This is a genomic window from Actinoplanes sp. NPDC049316 (genome assembly GCF_040677315.1).
In the GTDB taxonomy this organism is placed as follows: Bacteria; Actinomycetota; Actinomycetes; order Mycobacteriales; family Micromonosporaceae; genus Actinoplanes.
In genome coordinates this window covers 310,512-330,432 of record NZ_JBFAQM010000004.1, presented here as the reverse complement: position 1 = coordinate 330,432, position 19,921 = coordinate 310,512, and the positions used below count along the sequence as shown (strand labels likewise).

Annotated in this window: 13 protein-coding genes; 2 read left to right on the top strand and 11 right to left on the bottom strand. The window is 75.5% G+C overall.

Annotated features, from left to right (window positions below):
- Positions 1-6: 6 nt before the first annotated feature.
- From AB0K03_RS08865 to AB0K03_RS08815, 11 genes are all read right to left on the bottom strand, one after another.
- Entirely contained in the window at positions 7-702 is a 696-nt protein-coding gene (locus tag AB0K03_RS08865) for an ABC transporter ATP-binding protein (RefSeq protein ID WP_364682263.1), read from the bottom strand.
- Positions 702-1,646, bottom strand: coding sequence for an ABC transporter ATP-binding protein (locus AB0K03_RS08860; RefSeq protein WP_364682261.1), 945 nt, complete (start codon positions 1,644-1,646; stop codon positions 702-704). Before AB0K03_RS08860 ends, AB0K03_RS08865 begins: the two co-directional genes overlap by 1 nt.
- Positions 1,643-4,339 carry an ABC transporter permease gene (locus tag AB0K03_RS08855; protein WP_364682259.1) on the bottom strand — a complete coding sequence of 899 codons (2,697 nt, stop codon included), beginning with the start codon at positions 4,337-4,339 and terminating at the stop codon, positions 1,643-1,645. Before AB0K03_RS08855 ends, AB0K03_RS08860 begins: the two co-directional genes overlap by 4 nt.
- Positions 4,336-7,428, bottom strand: coding sequence for an FtsX-like permease family protein (locus AB0K03_RS08850; RefSeq protein WP_364682257.1), 3,093 nt, complete (start codon positions 7,426-7,428; stop codon positions 4,336-4,338). The genes AB0K03_RS08855 and AB0K03_RS08850 overlap by 4 nt, the downstream gene beginning before the upstream one ends.
- Positions 7,429-7,485: 57 nt before the next feature.
- Positions 7,486-8,178 carry a phosphatase PAP2 family protein gene (locus AB0K03_RS08845; RefSeq protein WP_364682256.1) on the bottom strand — a complete coding sequence of 231 codons (693 nt, stop codon included), beginning with the start codon at positions 8,176-8,178 and terminating at the stop codon, positions 7,486-7,488.
- Between the two features lie 37 nt (positions 8,179-8,215).
- Positions 8,216-8,914, bottom strand: a complete 699-nt coding sequence (locus AB0K03_RS08840) for a phosphatase PAP2 family protein (protein ID WP_364682254.1) — start codon at positions 8,912-8,914, stop codon at positions 8,216-8,218.
- 54 nt (positions 8,915-8,968) lie between these two features.
- The gene (locus tag AB0K03_RS08835) at positions 8,969-11,212 is read right to left on the bottom strand and encodes a DUF3488 and transglutaminase-like domain-containing protein (protein ID WP_364682252.1); all 2,244 of its coding nucleotides are present in this window, start codon (positions 11,210-11,212) and stop codon (positions 8,969-8,971) included.
- Complete coding sequence (locus tag AB0K03_RS08830; RefSeq protein WP_364682452.1) at positions 11,206-12,342, bottom strand: DUF58 domain-containing protein; 1,137 nt, start codon at positions 12,340-12,342, stop codon at positions 11,206-11,208. Before AB0K03_RS08830 ends, AB0K03_RS08835 begins: the two co-directional genes overlap by 7 nt.
- A 374-nt stretch (positions 12,343-12,716) precedes the next feature.
- Complete coding sequence (locus AB0K03_RS08825; RefSeq protein WP_364682250.1) at positions 12,717-13,703, bottom strand: MoxR family ATPase; 987 nt, start codon at positions 13,701-13,703, stop codon at positions 12,717-12,719.
- 10 nt (positions 13,704-13,713) lie between these two features.
- Positions 13,714-16,350, bottom strand: coding sequence for a fibronectin type III domain-containing protein (locus tag AB0K03_RS08820; protein ID WP_364682248.1), 2,637 nt, complete (start codon positions 16,348-16,350; stop codon positions 13,714-13,716).
- Between the two features lie 158 nt (positions 16,351-16,508).
- Positions 16,509-17,618 carry a tetratricopeptide repeat protein gene (locus AB0K03_RS08815; protein WP_364682246.1) on the bottom strand — a complete coding sequence of 370 codons (1,110 nt, stop codon included), beginning with the start codon at positions 17,616-17,618 and terminating at the stop codon, positions 16,509-16,511.
- Between the two features lie 117 nt (positions 17,619-17,735).
- Between AB0K03_RS08815 and AB0K03_RS08810 the strand changes: the two genes are divergently transcribed.
- Positions 17,736-18,986: a lamin tail domain-containing protein gene (locus tag AB0K03_RS08810; protein WP_364682245.1), complete on the top strand. Its 1,251-nt coding sequence runs from the start codon at positions 17,736-17,738 to the stop codon at positions 18,984-18,986.
- A gap of 303 nt (positions 18,987-19,289) precedes the next feature.
- Positions 19,290-19,895 (top strand): response regulator transcription factor, encoded by a 606-nt coding sequence (locus AB0K03_RS08805; protein ID WP_364682243.1) that lies wholly within the window; start codon positions 19,290-19,292, stop codon positions 19,893-19,895.
- Positions 19,896-19,921 lie beyond the last annotated feature (26 nt).

Sequence of the window (19,921 nt, the reverse complement as noted above, 5' to 3'; positions counted from 1 at the left end):
GCCCGGTCACCCGGTGGCTGCGACCTCGTCGACGAGCGCGCCGTCGCGCAGGGTGAGCACCCGGTCGGCGCGATCCATCAGGCTCAGGTCGTGGGTGGCGACCAGCGCCGTCATCCCGTGCGCGTCGACCACCGCGCGGAGCAGGTCCATGATGGAGCGGCCCGTGTCGGAGTCGAGCTGGCCGGTGGGCTCGTCGGCGATGAGCAGCTGAGGGTTGTTGGCGAGGGCCCGCGCCACGGCCACCCGCTGCTGCTGACCGCCGGACATCTCGTACGGCCGCTGCGCCGCGTGCGCCCCCAGGCCGACCAGCTCGAGCAGCACGGCGACCCGCTCGTCGCGCTCGGCGGCCGGGCGGCGGGCCAGCCGCAGCGGCACCCCGACGTTCTCGGCCGCCGACAGGATCGGGATGAGCCCGAACGACTGGAAGACGAAGCCGATCGTGGACCGGCGCAGCTCGAGCAGATCCCGCTCGGAGGCCGTGCCGACGTCGCGCCCGGCCACCTCGATCCGGCCGGTGGTGGGCCGGTCCAGCCCGCCGATCAGGTTCAGCAGGGTCGACTTGCCGGCCCCGGACCGGCCGCGGACGGCCACGAGTTCGCCACGCGCCACCGAGAACGACACCCCGTGGACGGCGCGGACCACGCCGCCGCCGGCCGGGAAGTCGCGGCCCAGATCCGTCACCCGCACCACCGTGCCGGACATCAGCGCTCCTCACCGGGCCGTACGGCCACGTGGTCGGGCTCCAGGGTCAGCCGTACCCGGTCGCGCAGCGTGAGCGCCTCGACGAAGGCGGCCGGCAGCTGGAGGCGGCCGTTACGGTCGAGCACCGCGTACTCCTCGCTGACCAGCTCCTCCACACCGTCGCTGCCGCGGCGGGCCGAGCGGCGTACCTCCGCGGCCGTGCGGCCGTCGCGGATCGCGACCGCCCGGCGCACCTCCCCGGCGACGTTGCGGTCGTGGGTCACCACCACCACGGTCACGCCCAGTTCGGCGTTCACGGTGCGCAGCGCCCCGAAGACCTCCACCGCGGTGGCCTCGTCCAGCTCGCCGGTCGGCTCGTCGGCGAACAGGACCTCCGGGTCGTTGGCCAGCGCCACGGCGACCGCGCAGCGCTGCTGCTCGCCGCCGCTGAGGCGGCCGGGCCGCCGGTCGGCGCGATCGGCCAGCCCGACCAGCTCGAGCAGGTCGCCGGCGCGGGCCCGGGCGGCGCGGCGGCTGCCCCCGGCCAGCCGCACCGGCAGCTCGACGTTCTCCCGCGCGTCCAGGTACGGCAACAGGTTGCGGGCCGTCTGCTGCCATACGAACCCGACCGTGCGCCGCCGGTACGCGAGCCGGCTCTTCGCCGACATGGTCAGCAGGTCGTAGCCGGCGACCCGGGCCGTGCCGGCGGTGGGCACGTCCAGTCCCGAGAGGATGTTGAGCACCGTGGACTTGCCGGAGCCGGACGCGCCGACGATCGCCACCAGCTCGCCACGGTCGACGACGAGGTCCAGACCCTGCAGGGCGACGACCTCGACACCGTCGGTCCGGTAGATGCGCACCAGGCCGTCGCACACGATGTGCCCGGCCAGCCGGTCGGCGCCACCCGCCCGGGCGGCCGCCCGCTGCGCCGCCCGACGCTCCAGCGTGGCGAGATCCTCGGTCATGGATACTCCTCTCCGAGCCGCAGCGCCTCGCCCAGGCGCATCCGGCGGTTCGCGGCGCTCTCCACCGCCAGGGCCGCGACGACGGCGAGCAGCACCACGGCGAGCATGGCGGCGACGAGCACCGGGTCGATGCGGTCGCGGGCCGGCACACCCGCGGTGAACCCCGCCAGCCCCAGGGCGGACCCGATCAGCCGGGGCAGCGCGATGCCGACCAGACCGCCGGCGAGCAGGGCGACCGCCAGCAGCGGTACGAGCTCGTACAGCAGCAGCCGGCGTCCCTGACCGGCGGACAGTCCCAAGGTGCGCAGGCGGGACAGCGTGACCCCCCGCGCCGGCGCGCCGGCCAGAACCGCGAAGGCGACCGTCAGCAGCGCCAGCAGGACCGCGCCCGTGGCACCCGCCGCGAAGGTGAAACTGAGCACCCGGTTGACCCCGCTGTCCTCCAGCGAGGCCCGCCGGCCCTGCCAGGTCGTGACGGTGGTCGGCGGCAGCGCCCAATCGGCGGGCGTCCGGCCGAGACCGCCGCCGAGGTACGCGAGCTGCCCGGCGTCACCGGCGCGGCGCAGCTCTTCGGGGTCCGCACCGGTGCCCGCGACGGCGAACCGGTTGACGACGAGCGGCCGCTCCAGCGGAACGGGCAGCGCCTGGGCGGGCAGCACGACGAACCGCCGGGCGCCGACGCCCAGCCCCGGCACCTCCGCGGCGACCGCGGCGACCCGGAACCGATACGGCGTGCCCTGGACCTCGAGGGCGCCGCCACCACCGACCTGAGCGACGAGATCGGGGGAGACGAGCGCGGGCACGGTGTCACCCGCGCGGTCCGCCCGGGTCAGCGCGTCCGGCAGGCGGAGGTCGTTGCCGCTGCGGCGCAGCACCCGGTCGGCGGCCGGGCCGTCGACGAGGAGAACCTGGACCTGCCCCAACGGCGGCCCGGCCCCCACGGAGCGCAGCGAGGCGGTGGCCGCCCACATCGGCGCCACCGCCGTCACGCCCGGAACGGCGGCCAGCGCCGGCCCGGTGCCGGCACCGAACCCGGCGCCGGTGATCAGCGTGTCCCCGGGCACCTCGAGGTCCGTCGCGCGGTCCCGGGCGTCGGCTATCGAGACGGTCACCGTGCCGGTGAAGACGCCCGTGGCGACCGCCACGACCAGCACCGCCAGCGGCGCGGTCCGCACCGGTGAGCCCCGGCCGGCTCCGGCGAGGCCCAGGAACGGTACGGCGCCCCGGGCGCGGGCGGCCAGCCGGCCGGCCAGCCGCAGCGGCCACGGGAGGAGCCGTAGGATGACCAGGGCCGCCGCCACCGCCAGCAGGACCGGCACGACCACCAGGTACGGGTCGACGCCGCCGGCTGCGGACAGCTCGCGCCGCCGGACGAGCAGCACGCCGAGCACCGCCAGCAGCACGACGAAGCCCTCGCCGACGAGCCGCCGCGCCGACGGACGCGACCCGGTGAGGTCCCGGCGGCTGCGGGCGAAGGTGGGATGCCGCTGCGTCACCGTGGCCAGCACCGGCGCGGTCAGCGTCGCCACCGTCGCCACCATGAGCAGCGGCAACCATCCGTGCGCGGACGCTCGCCCGGGCAGCAGCGCGCCGGCGAGCAGGCCGGCGAGCACGGCGGCGGGCACGACCAGCAGCGTCTCGGCCAGCAGCCGGCCACCGATGGTCGCGGCGGCGCCGCCGCGGGCCCGGATCAGGCCGAACTCGGCGCGGCGCCGGTCGGCGACCAGTCCGGCCGCGAGCGCGATCAGGCCGAGCAGGGTCGCCAGGACGCCCGACTGCACGACGGCCAGCAGCGCGGCGACGGCGCTCTGCTGGCCGTTGTACCGGCTCAGGGAGGACTCGAGGCCGTTGTTCAGCGCTGTCAGCCGGGGCGGATCGCGACGGGCGGCGGCCACGGCCGCCGCCAGCGCCGGCACGTCCGGGGCCGACAGCCGGTCCTCGGCCAGCCGGTACCGCCACTCGTGGACCACGTCGCCGGTACGCTCGGCGGCCAGCCGGATGCCGGCCTGGTCGGTGAGCAGGCCGGCCCGCACGACCGAGCCGTCGGCCGGGTTGGGGCAGGAGGTCCGGGTGAGCGGCATGTCGTCCCAGAGCAGCGCGGCGGGGTCGAGCTGCTCGAAGATGCCCACCACCCGTACCGGCACCGGCCCGGTGGAGCCGACCAGCGTGAAGGTGGAACCCACTCGCAGGCCGACGGCCGCGGCGGCCGGTCGTGCCACGGTCGCCTCGACGACGTCCGCCGACGCGGGCACCCTGCCCTCGACCATCCGCAACGCCCGGTCCGCGCCGGTCAGCGTGCGTACCGACAGGCTGGGCGTGCAGTTGCCGAGGAACGGTGCCACGTCCCCGGTGCTACGGACCCCCGCCGGCCCCAGCCGCGCGGTGTACCACTGGTCGTCGATCAGGCGGGGCAGCGGCGCGGCCAGCCGCTCCCGGTAGGCGCCGAGCCGCTGGGCGCCGTCGCGGACGACGTCGTCGTCCGGTCGCTGCGCGTAGCCCGCGGGCACGCTGCGGAAGATCAGATCGCGGGCGGTGTACGGCAGCCGTGCCACGTCGGCCCGCAGACCGGCGTCGGTGTAGCCGTTGGCCAGCTTCGGCACGCCGCTCACCAGCACGGTGGCCACCAGGGTGAGGATCGCCAGCAGGGCGAGTTCACCGGCGAACGCGCGGGCGCGGTGCAGCACGGCGCTCACCGGTCGAACACCGCGGTGGGCGGAGTCGTGGCGAGGCGGCGGTGCAGCCCGGCCGCGGCCAGGGCGGTCAGCGCGAGGGCGACGACGACGAGCAGGACACCCGTACCGGCGGCGCGGGCCCACTCGACCTCGGGCAGCGGCGCCGGCACCGGCCGCTCGGCGGCGGGCGTGAGCACCAGCAGCGGGGCCACCGCGACCGCGACGAGCGCCCCGCCGAGCAGCCCGGCGAGCGCACCGATTCCGGCGAGGAAACCCTGTTCCACCAGCAGCGACCGGGTCAGCAGCCGGGGCTCCGCGCCGAGGGCGTGCAGCACCGCCAGCTCGTCCGCCCGCCGCCGGGTGGTGGCCTGCACGTCCACCGCGGCGCCGACGGCGGCCAGCAGGACGGCCGCCAGGGCCGCGCCGAACAGCGCGCCGCGGGCGCCGACCCCGAACGGGTCGCGGCCGGCTGCGGCCAGCGCCCGCCGGTCGACGAGCTCCACGCCGTCCAGCCGGGCCGCGGCGCTCGCCGCGGCGGCGTGCTCCGCCGGGCGCGTGGCCAGCCACCACTCCCGGGGCGCCGAGACGACGCCGCGCCGGCCGAGCAGCTGGTCGTTGAGTGACGGCAGATCGGCCAGCAGCGCGGGCCCGCCGTCGGTGCCGGGCACGGCGTCGATCGTGGCAGCGATGGTGACCTCCACCGGGACGCCGCCGACGGTCAGGGTGGCCGACTGCCCGGTGCCCAGACGCAGCCCGGCGAGCGCGGCGGGGGTGGCCGCCACCGGCACCGGTGTGCCGGCGGCGAGCGGGACGACGGCGAAGTCCACCCGGCCCGAGCGGGGCACCCGGTACGCCGCCGTCAGGACGTCCGGCCGGGGACGGCCGGCGGGCGCCGTGGAGACCCGGTCCGCCGTACGCCAGCCCGGCGCGGCCGGGAGCTGCGCGCCGTCGAGCCGCCAGGTCACCGTCGCACCGGGGACCGCGGCGGGCGCCTCGACGAGGAAACCGGCCAGGTGCCACGGACCGCCCGCCGGAGGCGTCAGCGCGAACCGGCCGGCGGCGTCCGGCTCGAGCGGGATCAAGGCCTGCCGCCCGGTGAGGTCCGCGAGCACGGCCGTCGTCCGTACGCCCGGCCCCGCGGTGACAGTGCCCCGGCGCGGCACCGCGGCGGAACCCGGTGCGGTGCGGGCCGCGGCCAGCGTGCGCCACAGGGCGTCCGGATCGCCGCCGGCGAGGTCGCCGCGGACGCGTACCACACGGGCCCCGGCCACCGCGTCCACGGCGACGAGCTCACCCGTGCTGCCGCCCGTTCCGAGAGTCACCTCGGTGCGCCCGCCGGGCAGCGCTGCCACCACTCCGGGCAGCGCGGTGAGCTGGGCGGAGCGGGCCACGGGCGGGACGCTGCCGGTGTCACTCATTCGCAGGTCGGCGCCGGCGCGCAGGTCGGCCTGGTCGGTGGCGGAGCGTGCGGAGGTGGCGGCCAGGCACCACGAGACCGTGCCCGCGGCGACCGCCAGCGCCACCAGCATCGTCGGGCCGGCGTGCGACCGGCGGCCGGCCTGCCAGGCGCCGAACACCGCGGCGCTGTCGGTCGTCCGCTCCGCGAGGCGGGCGGCGAGGCGCGCCGCCGGGGGCAGCAGCCGCAGCGTGAGCACGGCCCCGGTGATCACCCCGAGCGTCGGCGCCGCGGCGAGCAGCGGGTCGATGCCCAGGTCGCCGTCCGACCCCGCGGCGGACAGCGGGGACGCGTACTGGCGCAGCTGGAGCCAGCTCAGCACCGCGAGCGCCAGCAGGACCACGTCGAGGCCCGCACGCAGGACGACGGACCGGGTACGCGGCCGGGAGCGCAGCGCCAGTTCGGCGGCGTACCCGCGGTCCCGCCGGGCCGCCGGAGCCGCGACGGCCAGCGCGCACCCCGCGGCGGCCGCCGCGGCGACCAGCCACGTCGACGCGGTGAGGCGCGGATGCAGATCGAGCACCGCGGTCAGCGCCGGCGTCCGGCTCGCCAGCTCGACCAGCTGGACCGCCAGCACCGGGCCGAGCGCCGCCGCGGGCAGCACGACCAGTAGCGCCTCCCGGACGGCGAGCCCGGTCAGCCAGGCGCGCGACGCGCCGCGTGCCCGCAGCAGCGCCGTCTCGCCGCGCCGGTCCTCGGCGAGCAGCGTCGCCATGAGCAGCAGCGCGTACCCGGCCAGCACGATGATCAGCAGTGCCGGGGTGACCAGGGTGGACCGGCCGACCAGATCGGCGCGGGTGAGCCGCGCGGCGAGCTCGGGCAGGCCCGTGTCGGCCGACGCCGACTGGTCCAGCCCGCGCGGCGCCGGCAGCCCCGTCCCGGCCGCGGCCGCCCCGGCGGCGACACGGGTCACCTCGTCCAGCGTGGTCCCCTCGAACCGGGGTGCGACCAGCCAGGCGGCGTCCGCGGAGGTGGCGAAGCGCGCCGCGAAGTCGGCCGGCTCCACCACGATGGGACCGTAGGTCGCGGACTGCGGCCGCACGCCGGTCGCGACCTCCGGCATCAGCCGCCAGTACGGATCGCCGGGCTGCGCCGGCTGCCACACGCCGGCCACCACCACCTCGGTCACCCGGCCGGTGCGGCGGTCGGTCAGCGCGATCCGGTCCCGGACCGTGCGGCCCGTCAGCCGGGCGACCGGCTCGGCGAGCGTGACCTCGACGGGCGAGGCGCCGGGGGTGGCCCAGCGGCCGGCGGTCAGCCGCGCGTGCCCGGCGAGGTCGTCGGCGTGCAGGATCGACGCGTACGCGACGCCGGACGAGTCCGGCCGGGCCGCACCGCTCGGCGTGGCGAGCGCCCAGCCGGCGCCGTACTCGGCACCGCTGACCGCGACGGGCACCCCGCCCAGCCCGGCGGCGAAGGTACGGCGCAGCGCGGCGTCCCACCGCTGCTGCGCGCCCGGTTCCGAGCCCGCCGAGCCGCGGACGAGGATCGTGCGCTCGGCGGGAGGGGCGGACGCGACGGCCGTGCGTACGCTCGCGTCGGTGACCGCCGCGCTGTACACGGCGAGCGCGGCCAGCAGCGTCGCCGCGGCCAGCGCCACGCCGGACGCGGCCAGCAGCAGAGCCGCCGCCCCCCGTGCGCGGCGCACCATCATGCGCGCGATCTTGCCAGATCAGCACGCCGGCCGGGTGCCCCAGCCGGACCTTGGAGGTCAGCGGTGCGCGAGGGTACGGGCGGGGGTGTGCTCCCGCGCCCAGCGCACGCCCCGGTCCAGGAACGCGCGGGCCATCACCCCCACGCACACCGCGCCGTTCAGGAACGAGGCGAGCACGTCGCTCGGGTGGTGCATGCCGCGGTACATCCGGGCCACGGCCACCCCGACCGGCACGAGGACCAGCAGCCAGCAGGCCGCCTTCCACCCCGTACGGTGCACCAGCAGCGACAGCACCAGGGCGAGCCCGACATAGAGGGCGACCGACGCGGACGTGTGGCCCGACGGGAAGCTGGACGTCGGCGGGGAGCTGTCCAGGTGCTCGACGGAGGGCCGGCGCCGGTCGATCACGAGGGTGGTGAAGAAGAAGACGAGCGCCTGGGCGGTGACCGCCGCGCACAGGAAGATCGGCTCACGCCATCGCTTGAGGGTGAGTCGCAACACGAGGGCGGCCAGCGCGGTCACGCCGATGATCACAGGCGTGCTGCCGACCATGCTGAAGAACTGGGAGACGGCGTTGCCCTCGGCGGTACGGTCGCGTTCGAGCTCCCGGTTGACCGAGTCCTCGGCGGTCAGCGGCCACACGTGCAGCACGACCTTCGTGATCAGCAGCCCGAGCGCGACCATCACGCCGAACAGCAGAGCGACCGGGACCAGCACCCGCTTGAGCACCTGAACCGCGACATCGGACATGGCGCCGCTCTTACCCGATCGACGCCTGCGCTACGCATCACCGGCTCTCGGCGGCCTGCGGTGCGTCCGCCACCGCGGGCTCGACGCCCTGCTCCACAACGGAGCCCAGCCCGCGCCGGGTGAACGCCACCGCCGTCGCGGCGACCACGATGACGCCCAGCAGCCAGCCGCCGACCACGTCGCTGGTCCAGTGCACGCCCAGCACGATCCGGGTCAGCCCGGTCAGCCCGGCGACGATCCCGGCGCCCGTCCACAGCATCCACCGCCGCCGTACCACGGGCAGCAGCACCAGCACGAACACCCCGGCGGTGAGGGCCGCGTTCAACGCGTGCCCGGACGGGAACGAGTACCCGGTCGCCCGTGCCACCGGGTCCAGCAGGTCCGGCCGGTCGCGTCCGACGAGCACCTTGAGCACGGCCCCGAGCACGCCACCGGTGACCATGGTGACGACCACCCACAGCGCCAGCCGCCTGGCCCGCCGTACCATCAGCCACACCACCAGGCCGAGCGCGGCGGCGCGCAACGGCGTGGGACCGAAGATGTTGGTCCACCAGACCGCCGCGTCGCGCCAGCCGCGATGGCCGAGCGCCCACGAGTGCAGCGCGTTCGTGATCGCGGCGTCGCCGTCGTGCAGGGGCGCCCACCCGCCGACGACGAGGACGGCCAGCAGCGCGAAGGGCACCAGCACGGCGACGGCGAGCAGGGCGGCCGTCGTCAGCCGCAGGCCCAGTCTCATGGCCCTCCTGTACCCACGAAGCGCCCCGCGGAACTCCTCCCGCGCCGCACCGGCTCAGTTCCGGTGCCAGCGCAGCGGACCCGGGTGCACACTCCACCACAGGCGCTTCCACCACGGCCGCCGGGCGCGCAGTTCCTCGGCGTACGCGACGGCCTGCGTGCCGGCCCGCCGCGCCTGCTCGTCGTCGGCGGCGCCGGGCGCGAACGCGACCGTGTTCACCGCCGTGACGAGGTCGCCGAGGGGTGGCATGTCCGAACCGGCCGGGGGAGCGGCCGGCCGCAGCACCTGCTGCTCGTCAGGGCCGGCCGCGGCCCAGGCCGCCGCCTCCGTGGCCGCCAGATGCCGGGGCACCGGACGCCCGGCCAGCCGCATCGCATCGGTGAACTCGAACCACGCGCCGGTGATCCGCTCGGCCGGTGCGCCCGCCGTCAGCCGCCGCCGGCGCAGGCCGCGGCGCAGCATGATCACAGTCAGCGCCGCCGCGGCCACGACCAGCACCAGCGACCCCGACGCCCCGGACGCGACGACCACCCGGGACACGCCACCGGCCGCCGGCGCCGGCGGCTCGGCGAGCGCGGGCGGGGCCGACTCGCTGGGCGAGTCGGTGGGTGGCGGCGGCTCGGAGGTCGGCGGGGGCGTCGACGGCTTCGGCGTGAAATCGTCCTCGACCGGGCGCGGCTTCTCGTCGCTCTTGGGCAGCGGGTCGAACGGCACCCAGCCGAGGTCGTCGAAGAGCACCTCCGGCCAGGCCACCGCGTCACCCGCGGTGACCGCGCCGCCCGCCTTCGGCGCGTCGAAGCCCACGACCACCCGCGACGGCAGGCCGGTCAGGCGGGCGAGGAGCGCGAACGACGCCGCGAACTGCTCCGACGTGCCGCGCTGGCCGCCCTGGTCGCGCGGGCCGAAGAGGAAGAACGACAGATTCGGGTACGCGTGCCCGCTCGGCGCGTCCGGGACCTGGCGGTAGTGCTCGGACAGGAACTCCTCGATCGCCGCCGCCCGGTCGTACGCGGCCCCGTTGCCGTCGGCGAGCTGGTCGGCCAGGCGCTGGATGGAGTCGGGCACACCCGCGCCGACGGTGAGGAACCGCGCGACGGCGGCGCCCGCGGGGGCGTTCGCGGTGGGCAGCAAGTTGTAGTCGGGCTCCGGGGCGGCGGAGGTGACGGTGTAGCTCAGCCCCGGCGCCAGCTCCTCGGGGCGGATGACCGTGCCGCTGGCCGCGTCGTACGCGATGCGCGTGCCGTCGACGCCGGTCGGGGTGGGCACGACCGGGAGCAGGCGGCCGGTGAGCGCCCGTACGGTGATCCGCTGCGTGATCCGCTTGACCGGCACGTCCGGCGCCGCCGGGGGCGAGGGCAGCACCCGGCCCGCGTTCCGGTACGTCGCACCGACGCGCCACGTGATCCCGTCGTAGTCGGGCAGCACCGCCAGGCGCAGCCGGACCGTGCCGGCGCCCGTGGCGGACGGGCCCACCTCGAGCAGCTTCTGCCTCGGGGCGAGCGCCCAGCCCGAGATCCGGTTCAGCGGGCTCTCGTCGAGGCTGTCGACCTGCGGCGGCTGCACGTACCGGCGGGGGTCGACCGGGGTGGCGGAGACCCGGCCGCCGACCCACGGTCCGACCGCCGCGATCAGGCCGAGCAGGACCACCAGGCCGGTCGCCGCGCCGGCGAGCGCGCGGCCCCGCACGGCCGCGCGGGTCTTCGGCGGTACGCCGGCGAGCGACGGCCCGGCGGCGGGACGCGCGGTGCCGGCGAGCGCCACCACGACCAGCGCGGCGAACGCGAGGGTGGCACGGCCGGCCGACCCGGCGTTGGGCCCGACGACGTAGAGCGCGCCGCCGTACAGGGCGGCGGCGGGCACGCAGCCGAGCAGCACCCGGCCGGCCCGCGCGGCGACCTCGTGGCCCGCGAGGCCGGCCAGCCAGGCGGCGACCACCGGCACGACGACGGTGTCCGGTGTGGACTCGATCGGGATCATGGCCGTGAGCAGCCGCGGGATGCCGTTGGCGAGCGCGTCCCGGACGATCTCCGGCAGCGGGTCCGGCACGGCGGCGCGACCGGCCGCCACCTTCAGCGCCAGCAGCGTGTACCCGGCGAGCAGCACGACGGACAGCGGCGCGACGCTCCAGGACGGCAGGCGGCGGGCGGCGGCGCCGGCGCCGACCGACAGCACGGCCGCGCCGGCCACGAGCTGCAGGAGCAGGCCGTCGGCGTAGATCCGGCCGAGGACCACCCCGGACAGGGAGATCAACACCATCAGGACCACGGGTACGGCCGCCGCCCGCGCCCACCTCACCATCCGCGCACCCCGTCCCAGGCGCCGGCGAACTGCTCGCCGTTCTCGGCCTCGATGACGATGAGCGAGCCGCCCGCGGAGACCGGCGCCGCGTCCGGGTCGCCGAACAGCCCCGCGATCACCACCGGGTACGGCCCCCGCAGCGCGCTCACCTCGCCCAGGTCGGCGCGCCCGCCGGGGCCGGTCAGATACACCAGCGTGTCGCCGAGCCGGCTCTGCCGCAGGCTGCGCACCGTCTGCGTGAGGTCGCCGCCGCGCAGGGACGCCTCGGTCAGCACGTCGAGGAACGGTCCCTCCGCCCGGCCGGACACCAGGTGCAGCAGGACGGGCAGGTCCTCGCGGACGGCGGCGGCGACGATCGACGCGGCGGCCTCGCACGCGGCCTCGAACGACTCGGCGGTGCCGTCGCGCATCCCCGGGTGCGCGGCCGCGCGATCGTCGAGCAGCACGACGATCGTCGGCTCGCTGGTGTCGAGCTGCTCGCGCACCATGAGCTCGCCGACCTTGGCCGAGCTGCGCCAGTGCACGCGGCGCAACTCGTCGCCGACGACGTACTCGCGCAGCGAATCGAACGTGATCGTGCCGTGCGGGACCTTGTCGATCCGCCCGTCGAGGCTGCGCGCCATCCCCGCCGGGACCGCCCGCAACAGGTGGATCCGCGGGTGGACCCAGACGGTGGCGGTTCCGCCGTACGCGCGCGACAGCGTGAGCAGTCCCAGCGGATCGGTGCGGGTCACCCGCAACGGTCCGACCGCCACGACGCCGCGGCGGGTCGTCGGCACCGGATACTCCACGGTGGTGTCGCGCCCGGGCCGCAGCCGCAGCAGGGGCACGGGCACGTCCGCGGCCCCGCACCGGTCGGCGGCGACGAGGTTGGCGGCCCGCAGCCGGCTCGTGTTGCGCACGGTCAGCGTCATGGCGGCCGGCTCGCCCCGGGCCACCCGGTCCGGATCGGCCACCCGGTCCACGCCGAGCCGCGGCCGCCACACGGCGAAGACGACGCCGCAGACCACGGCGACGGCCGCGGCGGCACCGAGCAGCGCCAGGTCCGGGTAGCCGTAACGGAACCCGAGGACCGGCAGCACGACGGCGGCCGCCACCACGCCGAGTCCGCGAGCGGTGATCCCGCGCAGCCGCGGAAAGCGCCGGCCGGCCGCCGCGCGGCGGGTCGGTGACCGATCCCCGCCCACGCGCCCGGCGGGTGGCGGTGCGCTCGGGCGGGGCGAACCGGTCCCCGCGACCGTCTGCCGCGGTCCGCTCGCCGCGCCGGCGGACCCGCGGGCCGGGTCGCCCGGGGTGCGCGGGCCGCTCGCCGCCTCGGCGGAGTCGCGGGCCGGGTCGCCCGGGGTGCGCGGGCCGCTCGCCGCGTCGGCGGAGTCGCGGGCCGGGTCGCCCGGGGTGCGCGGGCCGCTCGCCGCGTCGGCGAACCCGGAGGCCGCGGTGCCCGGGTCGCCGGGTTCCGGGGCCGGCTCCGGCGGTCCAGGGCCGGGTGCGGCCGGTGGGGTGGTCACGCTCCGACGCGCTGGCTGTCGGGCAGCGGGACCGGGACCGAGCGGACCGCGTCGTCGAGGATCTCGGTCGCTGTCACGCCGCGCAGCTGGGCGTCGGGGGAGAGCAGGACGCGATGCGCGAACACCGGGCCGACCAGCGTCTTCAGGTCCTCGGGGAGGACGTACCCGCGGCCGTTGATCAGCGCGTACGCCGAGGCCGCGCGGGTCAGGGCGATGACGCCGCGGGGGCTGACGCCGACGCGGACCTGCGGGTGGTCGCGGGTGGCGGCGGCGAGGCGGACCGCGTACGTGTAGAGCGGGTCGGCGATGTGGACCCGCAGCGCCATCCGGACCATCTCGCCGACCGTGGCCGTGTCGGTGACCGGCTCGAGCGTGTCGGGGGAACGCAGCGCCGCGCCGCGCAGCACCTCGACCTCGACGTCCTCGGCGGGGTAGCCGACCGACAGCTTCACCAGGAAGCGGTCGAGCTGAGCCTCGGGCAGCCGGTAGGTGCCGTCCATCTCGACCGGGTTCTGCGTGGCCACCACGAGGAACGGCTGCGGCACCGGGTGCGGTACGCCGTCGACGGTGACCCGGCGCTCCTCCATGACCTCGAGCAGCGCCGACTGGGTCTTGGGCGAGGCGCGGTTGATCTCGTCGGCGATGACGATGTTGGCGAAGACCGGGCCGGGGTGGAACTCGAAGCCGCGGCTCGCCTGGTTGAAGATCGTCACGCCGGAGACGTCGGAGGGCAGCAGGTCGGGCGTGAACTGGATGCGGCGCCACTGGCCTCGTACGGCCGCGGCGAGCGCCCGTGCCAGCGTGGTCTTGCCGACCCCGGGCACGTCCTCGAGCAGCACGTGCCCCTGCGCGAAGAACGCGGTCAGCGCCAGCCGGACCACGTCGGGCTTGCCCAGCACGACCGTGCCGACGCGCTCGGCGAGCTGGGCGGCGATCGTGGCGAAGCCCTGGACGTGCTGGGGCGGCAGCGGTTCGGTGCTCACAGTGTCGTCCTCAGCACGTCGGCAGCATCTCGATCTCGTCACCGGCGTCGAGGTTGAACCAGGCGTACGGGATGTAGTTCTTGCCGCTGTACTTCACCTGGACCCACCAGGTCGACACCTTCTGGTGGTTGTAGATGTAAGAGTCGATCTTGTCACCCTTCTTCTTGCAGTACGCGAGCAGCTTGGTGCCGGGCTTCGCCCAGCCGACCTGCTTACTGTTGTCCTGCTCGGTGACGCTGAAGATCTCGTTGCCGTTGCGGCCGTCGACGTCCTTGTCGCAGTAGTGCGCGGTGTCGCCGCTCTCGCCGTTGTTGCAGGTCGCGGTGCCGTACAACGGGTCCGTCCGCACGTCGCGGTCCGCGCTGACGGCGCCGGCGGCGTTCTTCACGGTGAGCTTGAACGTGTACGGCGTCCCAGCCGTCAGCTCCTTGACCGTGAGGCTGGAGCAGTTGCCCGAGGCGGACCCGCCGCCACCGGACATCGAGCAGGTCGCGGTGCCGCCGCCCGCGTCGACGGTGAACTTCACCGTGGCGTTGTCGTACCCGGCCGACGAGCCGGTGATCGTCACGGTGGGCTTGGCGACCGTGCGGGCCGTGGCCGAGCCGGGCTCGCTCTCGCCGGCCTCGTTGACCGCGCGCACCTCGACCGAGACCGTCTCGCCCTCGCCGAAGCCGGTCAGCGTGGCGTCCGTGCCGGCTGTGACCTCGGTGGTCTTGCCGCCGGCCGCGACCAGGTACTTGCTGATGGGCCGGCCGTTGTCCGCGGGGGCCGTCCAGGCGACCCGGATCGCGCCGGGCCGGTCGCCGACGGTCGCGGCGTCCACGCCCTCCGGGCGGCCGGGCTTGGTGAAGGGCACGACGCTGGCGCTGACCGGGGACGCCTTCGAGCCGGCGCCGCGCTCGTTGACCGAGACGACCGTGAACGCGTACTGCTTGCCGTACTCGAGGTCGCCGGCCTTGATGGTCAGCGAGGTGTCCTCGGCGTCGCCGATCGGCGAGCTGCCGCCCTCACTGATCGCGGTGACGGTGTACCGCTTGATGTCGAGGCCCTGCCCGTTGGCGGCCGGCCAGCTGACGACCACCGTGCCGTCCGGCTTGGCCTCGGCCGTCACGGCGGTCGGCGCGTCGGGCACCTCGGAGGTCGGCTTGACCGCGTTGCTCGTCCGGACGGGCCCGTCGCCCTTCTTGTTCACCGCGTGCACGGCGAACCGGTACGTCTCGCCGTTGGTGAGCCCGGTGACGTTGAGCGAGCGCTGGTTGGCGCCCACCTGGAAGGTCTTGCCGGCGCCCTCGACCACGTACCGCGTGATCGCGGCGCCGTTGGCGGCGGCGGCCTGCCAGGTCACCCGGGCCTCGGCGTTGCCGGCGGCGGCGCGCACGTTGCGGGGCGCGCCCGGCTCGCTGACCGGCGGCTTCTTGGGCTTCGGCGGGGGCGGCGGCGGGTCCGGCGGGGTGGGCGGCGGGTCGCCACCGAGGACGTCGTCGGCGTACTTGTCGACGACGCGCACCTTGTGGGCGTCGTCGACCACGCGCGCGGTGGAGGAGCCGGGCGCGTTGATGAACAGGTAGTTCTCCCGGACCTCCAGCTCGAGCGGGCCGCCCGGGTTCTTGAAGCCGATGTCCTTCTGCGCGCGTCCGGCCTGGTCGAAGACGTGCACCTTGCCGGTCGACTCGTCGGCGACGTAGAAGTAGCCCTCCCACGCCACCGCAGGCTGCAGCTCGGAGCCGTCGCCGGGGACCGGGAAGTCGGTGGTGGTGCGGTCGCCGCTCACGCCGTACACCCGGCGGGAGTCGGGGACGGTGACCGGCACGACGGTGCCCTCGGTGTGCCGTGGCAGTGAGCCGGGGCCGTCGAGGGGCAGCGTGACCGAGACCGGGCCGCCGGTCGCGTCCCGGATCGTCGTGAGCCCGTTCGTGGTGCGGTTGAGCACCGCGACGCCGTCGTCCAGCGTGGAGATCATGAGGTCGTGGTTGGCCGGCGCGACGGACTCGGTGCGCACCAGCACCGGTCCGGCGGGCTTGTCCTGCGCGGCTGCGTTCTTCGCGTCGCCGGGGGTGTCGCCGGGCAGCGGCGCGGGCGTGATCGCGGAGACCGTGCCCTCGCTGGGGACGCCGATCCACAGCCGGCCCTTGCCGTCGAAGCTGCCGCCGGTGATGCCGGGCGGGAAGCGCAGCTGCTCGCCGACCGGCTGGAGCGTGGCCGGGTCCAGCTGGCGGATCACGCCCTGCACGGAGTCGATGACGAAGGCGGAGTCGTCGTCGAGGGCGACCCGCACGCCGATGCCGGAGGCCGTCGGCCAGGTGCCGGCGGCTTCGCGCAGCGACGTGAGGTCCATCGTGCTCACCAGGCCGGTCTGCACGTCGCGCAGGATCACGAAGCGGTCGTTCTGGGCGACCTGGATCTGGTGGCCGCGGGCGCGCGGGACGTCGACGCGGGTGTCCACCCGGGCGGTGACGCCGTTCACCCGGGCGACCTCGCCCTTGGCGCGGCTCCACACCCACGACGCGGCGTCGAAGCTCGCGACGGCTTGATCGGCTGCGCCGAGGCCGAGGACGGTGAGCCCGAGACCCGTGACGAGCGTGAGGACAGTGCCGATCGTGACCAGGCCGCCACGGCTGCGCCACAGCCGCCCACGCCGGTCGGTCATCGCGCCCTCACTGGACGCATCTGCACTGGCCACGGCCCGCATCCCCTCCCCGTTCACCGGCTGACCTGCTCCAGGACGCAGGCCATCATAGGGGTCGGCGAGGGGAGGTGGACACCCGGCGAGTCACGGTTGTGAATAGTTGTGATCGCCGAGAGTGATCATCTTCGGCTCTTCCCCGGGGTGGGATCACTGCGCGTACGGCTGGTGCACGACTGCGGCGACGTGGCGAACTGACTCGTGCTGTAGACCGCGACGACGGCGAAGCAGTACTCCAGGTCGGGGTTGAGCCCGTTGAGGTTGAACGAGGTCGTGGTGGGTCCGACCTGGCCCATCGGCTTGAGCTGCTCGCCGGGGTGGCCGCCGGTGATGAGGAAGGAGGTCCGGCCGTTGGCGGGGTCGGACCAGAAGACCTGCACCGACGCCCCGTAATCGCGCAGTCGCACGTCGGTGGGGGCGGGGCCGCTCAGAGTTGGCACATCGGACTTGTCCCCGTCGCCTCCCGCGCGGGCCAGCACGACCACGAGCGCGACCACGGCGATGATCACGCCGAGCACCGCGGCGATCGCGGCGAACAGCGCGGGGGTACGCCCACCGGACGACGACCCGCCGGCCGCGGGCGCGGGGGTGGGCGCTGCCGAGGTGATCGGCGGCGCGGAGACGATGTGCTGAAGCGGCGGCGGCTGCTCGACGTAGGTCACACGCTGCGCAGGGATGTGCGGCGCCGGCGCAGCAACGGGCACGGGTCCGGGCGGCGGCGCGGCGGGCGCGGGTCCGGGCGGCGGCGCAGGCACCGGCGGGGCGAGGGGCGCGGGGGCCGGCAGCTCCATGCGTACGGTGGGCGGCTCGTCACCGAGATAGGCCCGAGCCCGGGTGACCGCCCAGTGATCCGTGCCCAGCACCGCCGGGCCGTGCGCGGCGACGCGGCCGAAGGCGCGGCGGGCCTCGTGCCTGTTCTCCATCTCCTCCGCGACCACGCCGAGGTCGAAAGATATGGCGAGCATCACCGGGTCGCTGTCGCCGAGCCGCCACTGGCCGGCGGCGTACGCCTCCTCCAGCACCCGCCGGGCGCCCGAGGGGTCGCCCGCCTGCTGGTGCACGGTGGCGAGCTGCTGGGCGGTGACCAGCACGTCGGGGTCGTCCTCGCCGAGGTTGAGCCGGCCCAGCTCGACGGCGTGCTCGAGCACGGCGCGGGCCTGGGCGAGGTCACCGGATCCGGCGAGCGCCTGCGCGCGTTGCCGGTAGGCGTGGAGGGGGGACGGCTGCGACACGCGAGCCATGCTGCCCGCAACGATCGGCCCGCGCCACCCCGCGGGTGTGGGACGCCTACCCGACGCATCAGTGCTGGTGAGGTGCCCGCGGGTTTACGTTCGGCTGGGGAGGTCGCCATGACGTACACGGTGCTGCGAGGAGAATTCGTCATCCGGTATGCGGATCGGCCGCGTCAGGGTCCGGAGCCCGACGGGGACACCGTCAAGTTCCGGCCGGACACGCCGGCGCTGGTGGAGGGGCTGGCGCGCCCGTCGGGCACCCCGCCGGACCTGACCGCCCGCGGGATCTCCGTACGCCTGGAGGCCGTCGACGCGCTGGAGACGCACTTCGCCGAGACCCATCAGGAGCTCGCCGGGGCGAACGCGGCGCGCGACGAGCTGCTGCGGCTGCTCGGCTTCACCGGCGTCCAGTTCTTCGACGACCTGCCCAACAAGGTGCGCGCGGCGGACCACGACGCCGTACGCGGGCACGTGCTCTCCAACGGCATCGACGCGAACGGGCGCATGATCGGTTTCGTGTTCCCGGGCGAGCCGGCGGGGCCGGACGGCGGCACGGTGTTCCTGGACGACGCGCTGACCGACATGTCGCTGAACGCGCGCCTGCTCGCGGCGGGACTGGTGTATCCGGCGTTCTACTCGACGTTGCCGGCGTCCCTGCGTACGCATCTCGCCGGGGTGTCGCGCAAGGCGCGGGCCGGCGCGGCGGGCATCTGGCCGCGCTCGACGGCCGACCCGGACGGGCCGGCCGTGGTGACCGGCGCGGCGGACCTGCAGTCGCTGGTGTGCTGGCCGAAGCTGTTCCGCCGGCTCGTGCCGTACCTGGCCACCGGGGCGGCGAGCCTCGACGGCTTCGACGCGTGGCTGCGATCGGATCCGGTCAACCGAGACGACGCCGTGTTCCTGCTCGACCGGCTGGAGACCGGCAATCTGCACGACATCGTCGTGGCGCGGGGCACGACCGTGCAGCTGACGGCATGGCCGGAGGACTTCGTGATCACGCCGGACCCGCCGCCGCCGAACGCGCCCACCCGGCCGTCGGCGCCCGCGGCCGGCGACGTGGTGATCGTGGCGGCGCTGCCCGACCCGGCCGGCGCCGACCGGGGCCACGAACGGCTGACGCTGCTCAACGCCACGGCGGAGGCCGTGGACCTCAGCGGCTGGAAGCTGCGTGACCGGACCGGCCGCGCGCGGGCTCTCGAGGGCACGCTGGCGGCGGGCGGCGTGGTGCAGGTCCCGGCCGAGCCGCTGCGGCTGGGCAACGCCGGCGGCACGCTGACGCTCGTGGACGCGCTCGGCACGCCGATCGACCAGGTGGCGTATACGGCCGGACAGGTCAAGGAAGGACGTACCGTCCTGTTCGCCCACTGAAGGAAAAAGCGTGTTTCGTCCGGAGGGCTGATCGGCGTCGTCGTCCGGGCGTGCTGCCGATCGCTATTCGGCTGATCGGACACAATTGTCACGACGTTGACGCCCGTCGATCTCATTTTGCACCGCGACCCATCCGCGTGCCGCTCCACGCCGAATCGTCTGAGCAGTGGAAATGGGTCGGTAGGGCACTGTGGACCGGGTCGGGACGCGCGATTTCCGCCTGTCGGAATGACGTCGGGGCGTGTGCATGAAGTGACGCCCGGTACTACCGTCACAATCGGACGCGGCCGGTGAGGGGGCACGATGATCCGGGTTCTGGTGGTGCGCGACGGCGGGTATTTCGGCATCCAGGTACGGGTTCTGCTGAGCGCCCAGCCCGGCATCGAGGTGGTCGGCACGCTGCCGATGGACCACGACGTGGCCGCCCGGGCCGTGCCCTTCGCCCCGCACGTGGTCGTCGTCGACTCGGAGCTCATGGTCAGCCAGGTCCTGCCGACCGCCGCGGAGCTGCGCGCGCGGATCGCGTCGTGCTCGGTGCTCGTGCTGTGCGACCCGACGAAGCCGGGCATGCTGCCGCCGCGCCGCCGCGGCGGTGAGATCAGCTTCCTGCTCAAGGAGGCCTCACCCGCGTACCTCGCGGATTCCGTGCGGCGGCTGGCCGCCGGTGAGCGGATCGTGCACCCACGCCTGCAGGCGGCGTCGCTGAACACCGAGCGCGGATTGAGCACCCGCGAGCTCGAGGTGCTGGGGCTGGCGGCCGAGGGCGACTCGGTCGACGACATCGCCAAGCGGCTCTACCTGTCCGGCGGCACCGTGCGCAACTACCTGTCCTCAGTGATCTACAAGACCGGCGCCCGCAACCGCCTCGACGCGATCCGCATCGTCCGCAAGGACGGCTGGCTGCGCTGACCGGCGAAGATCCGCCTACAGTCGAC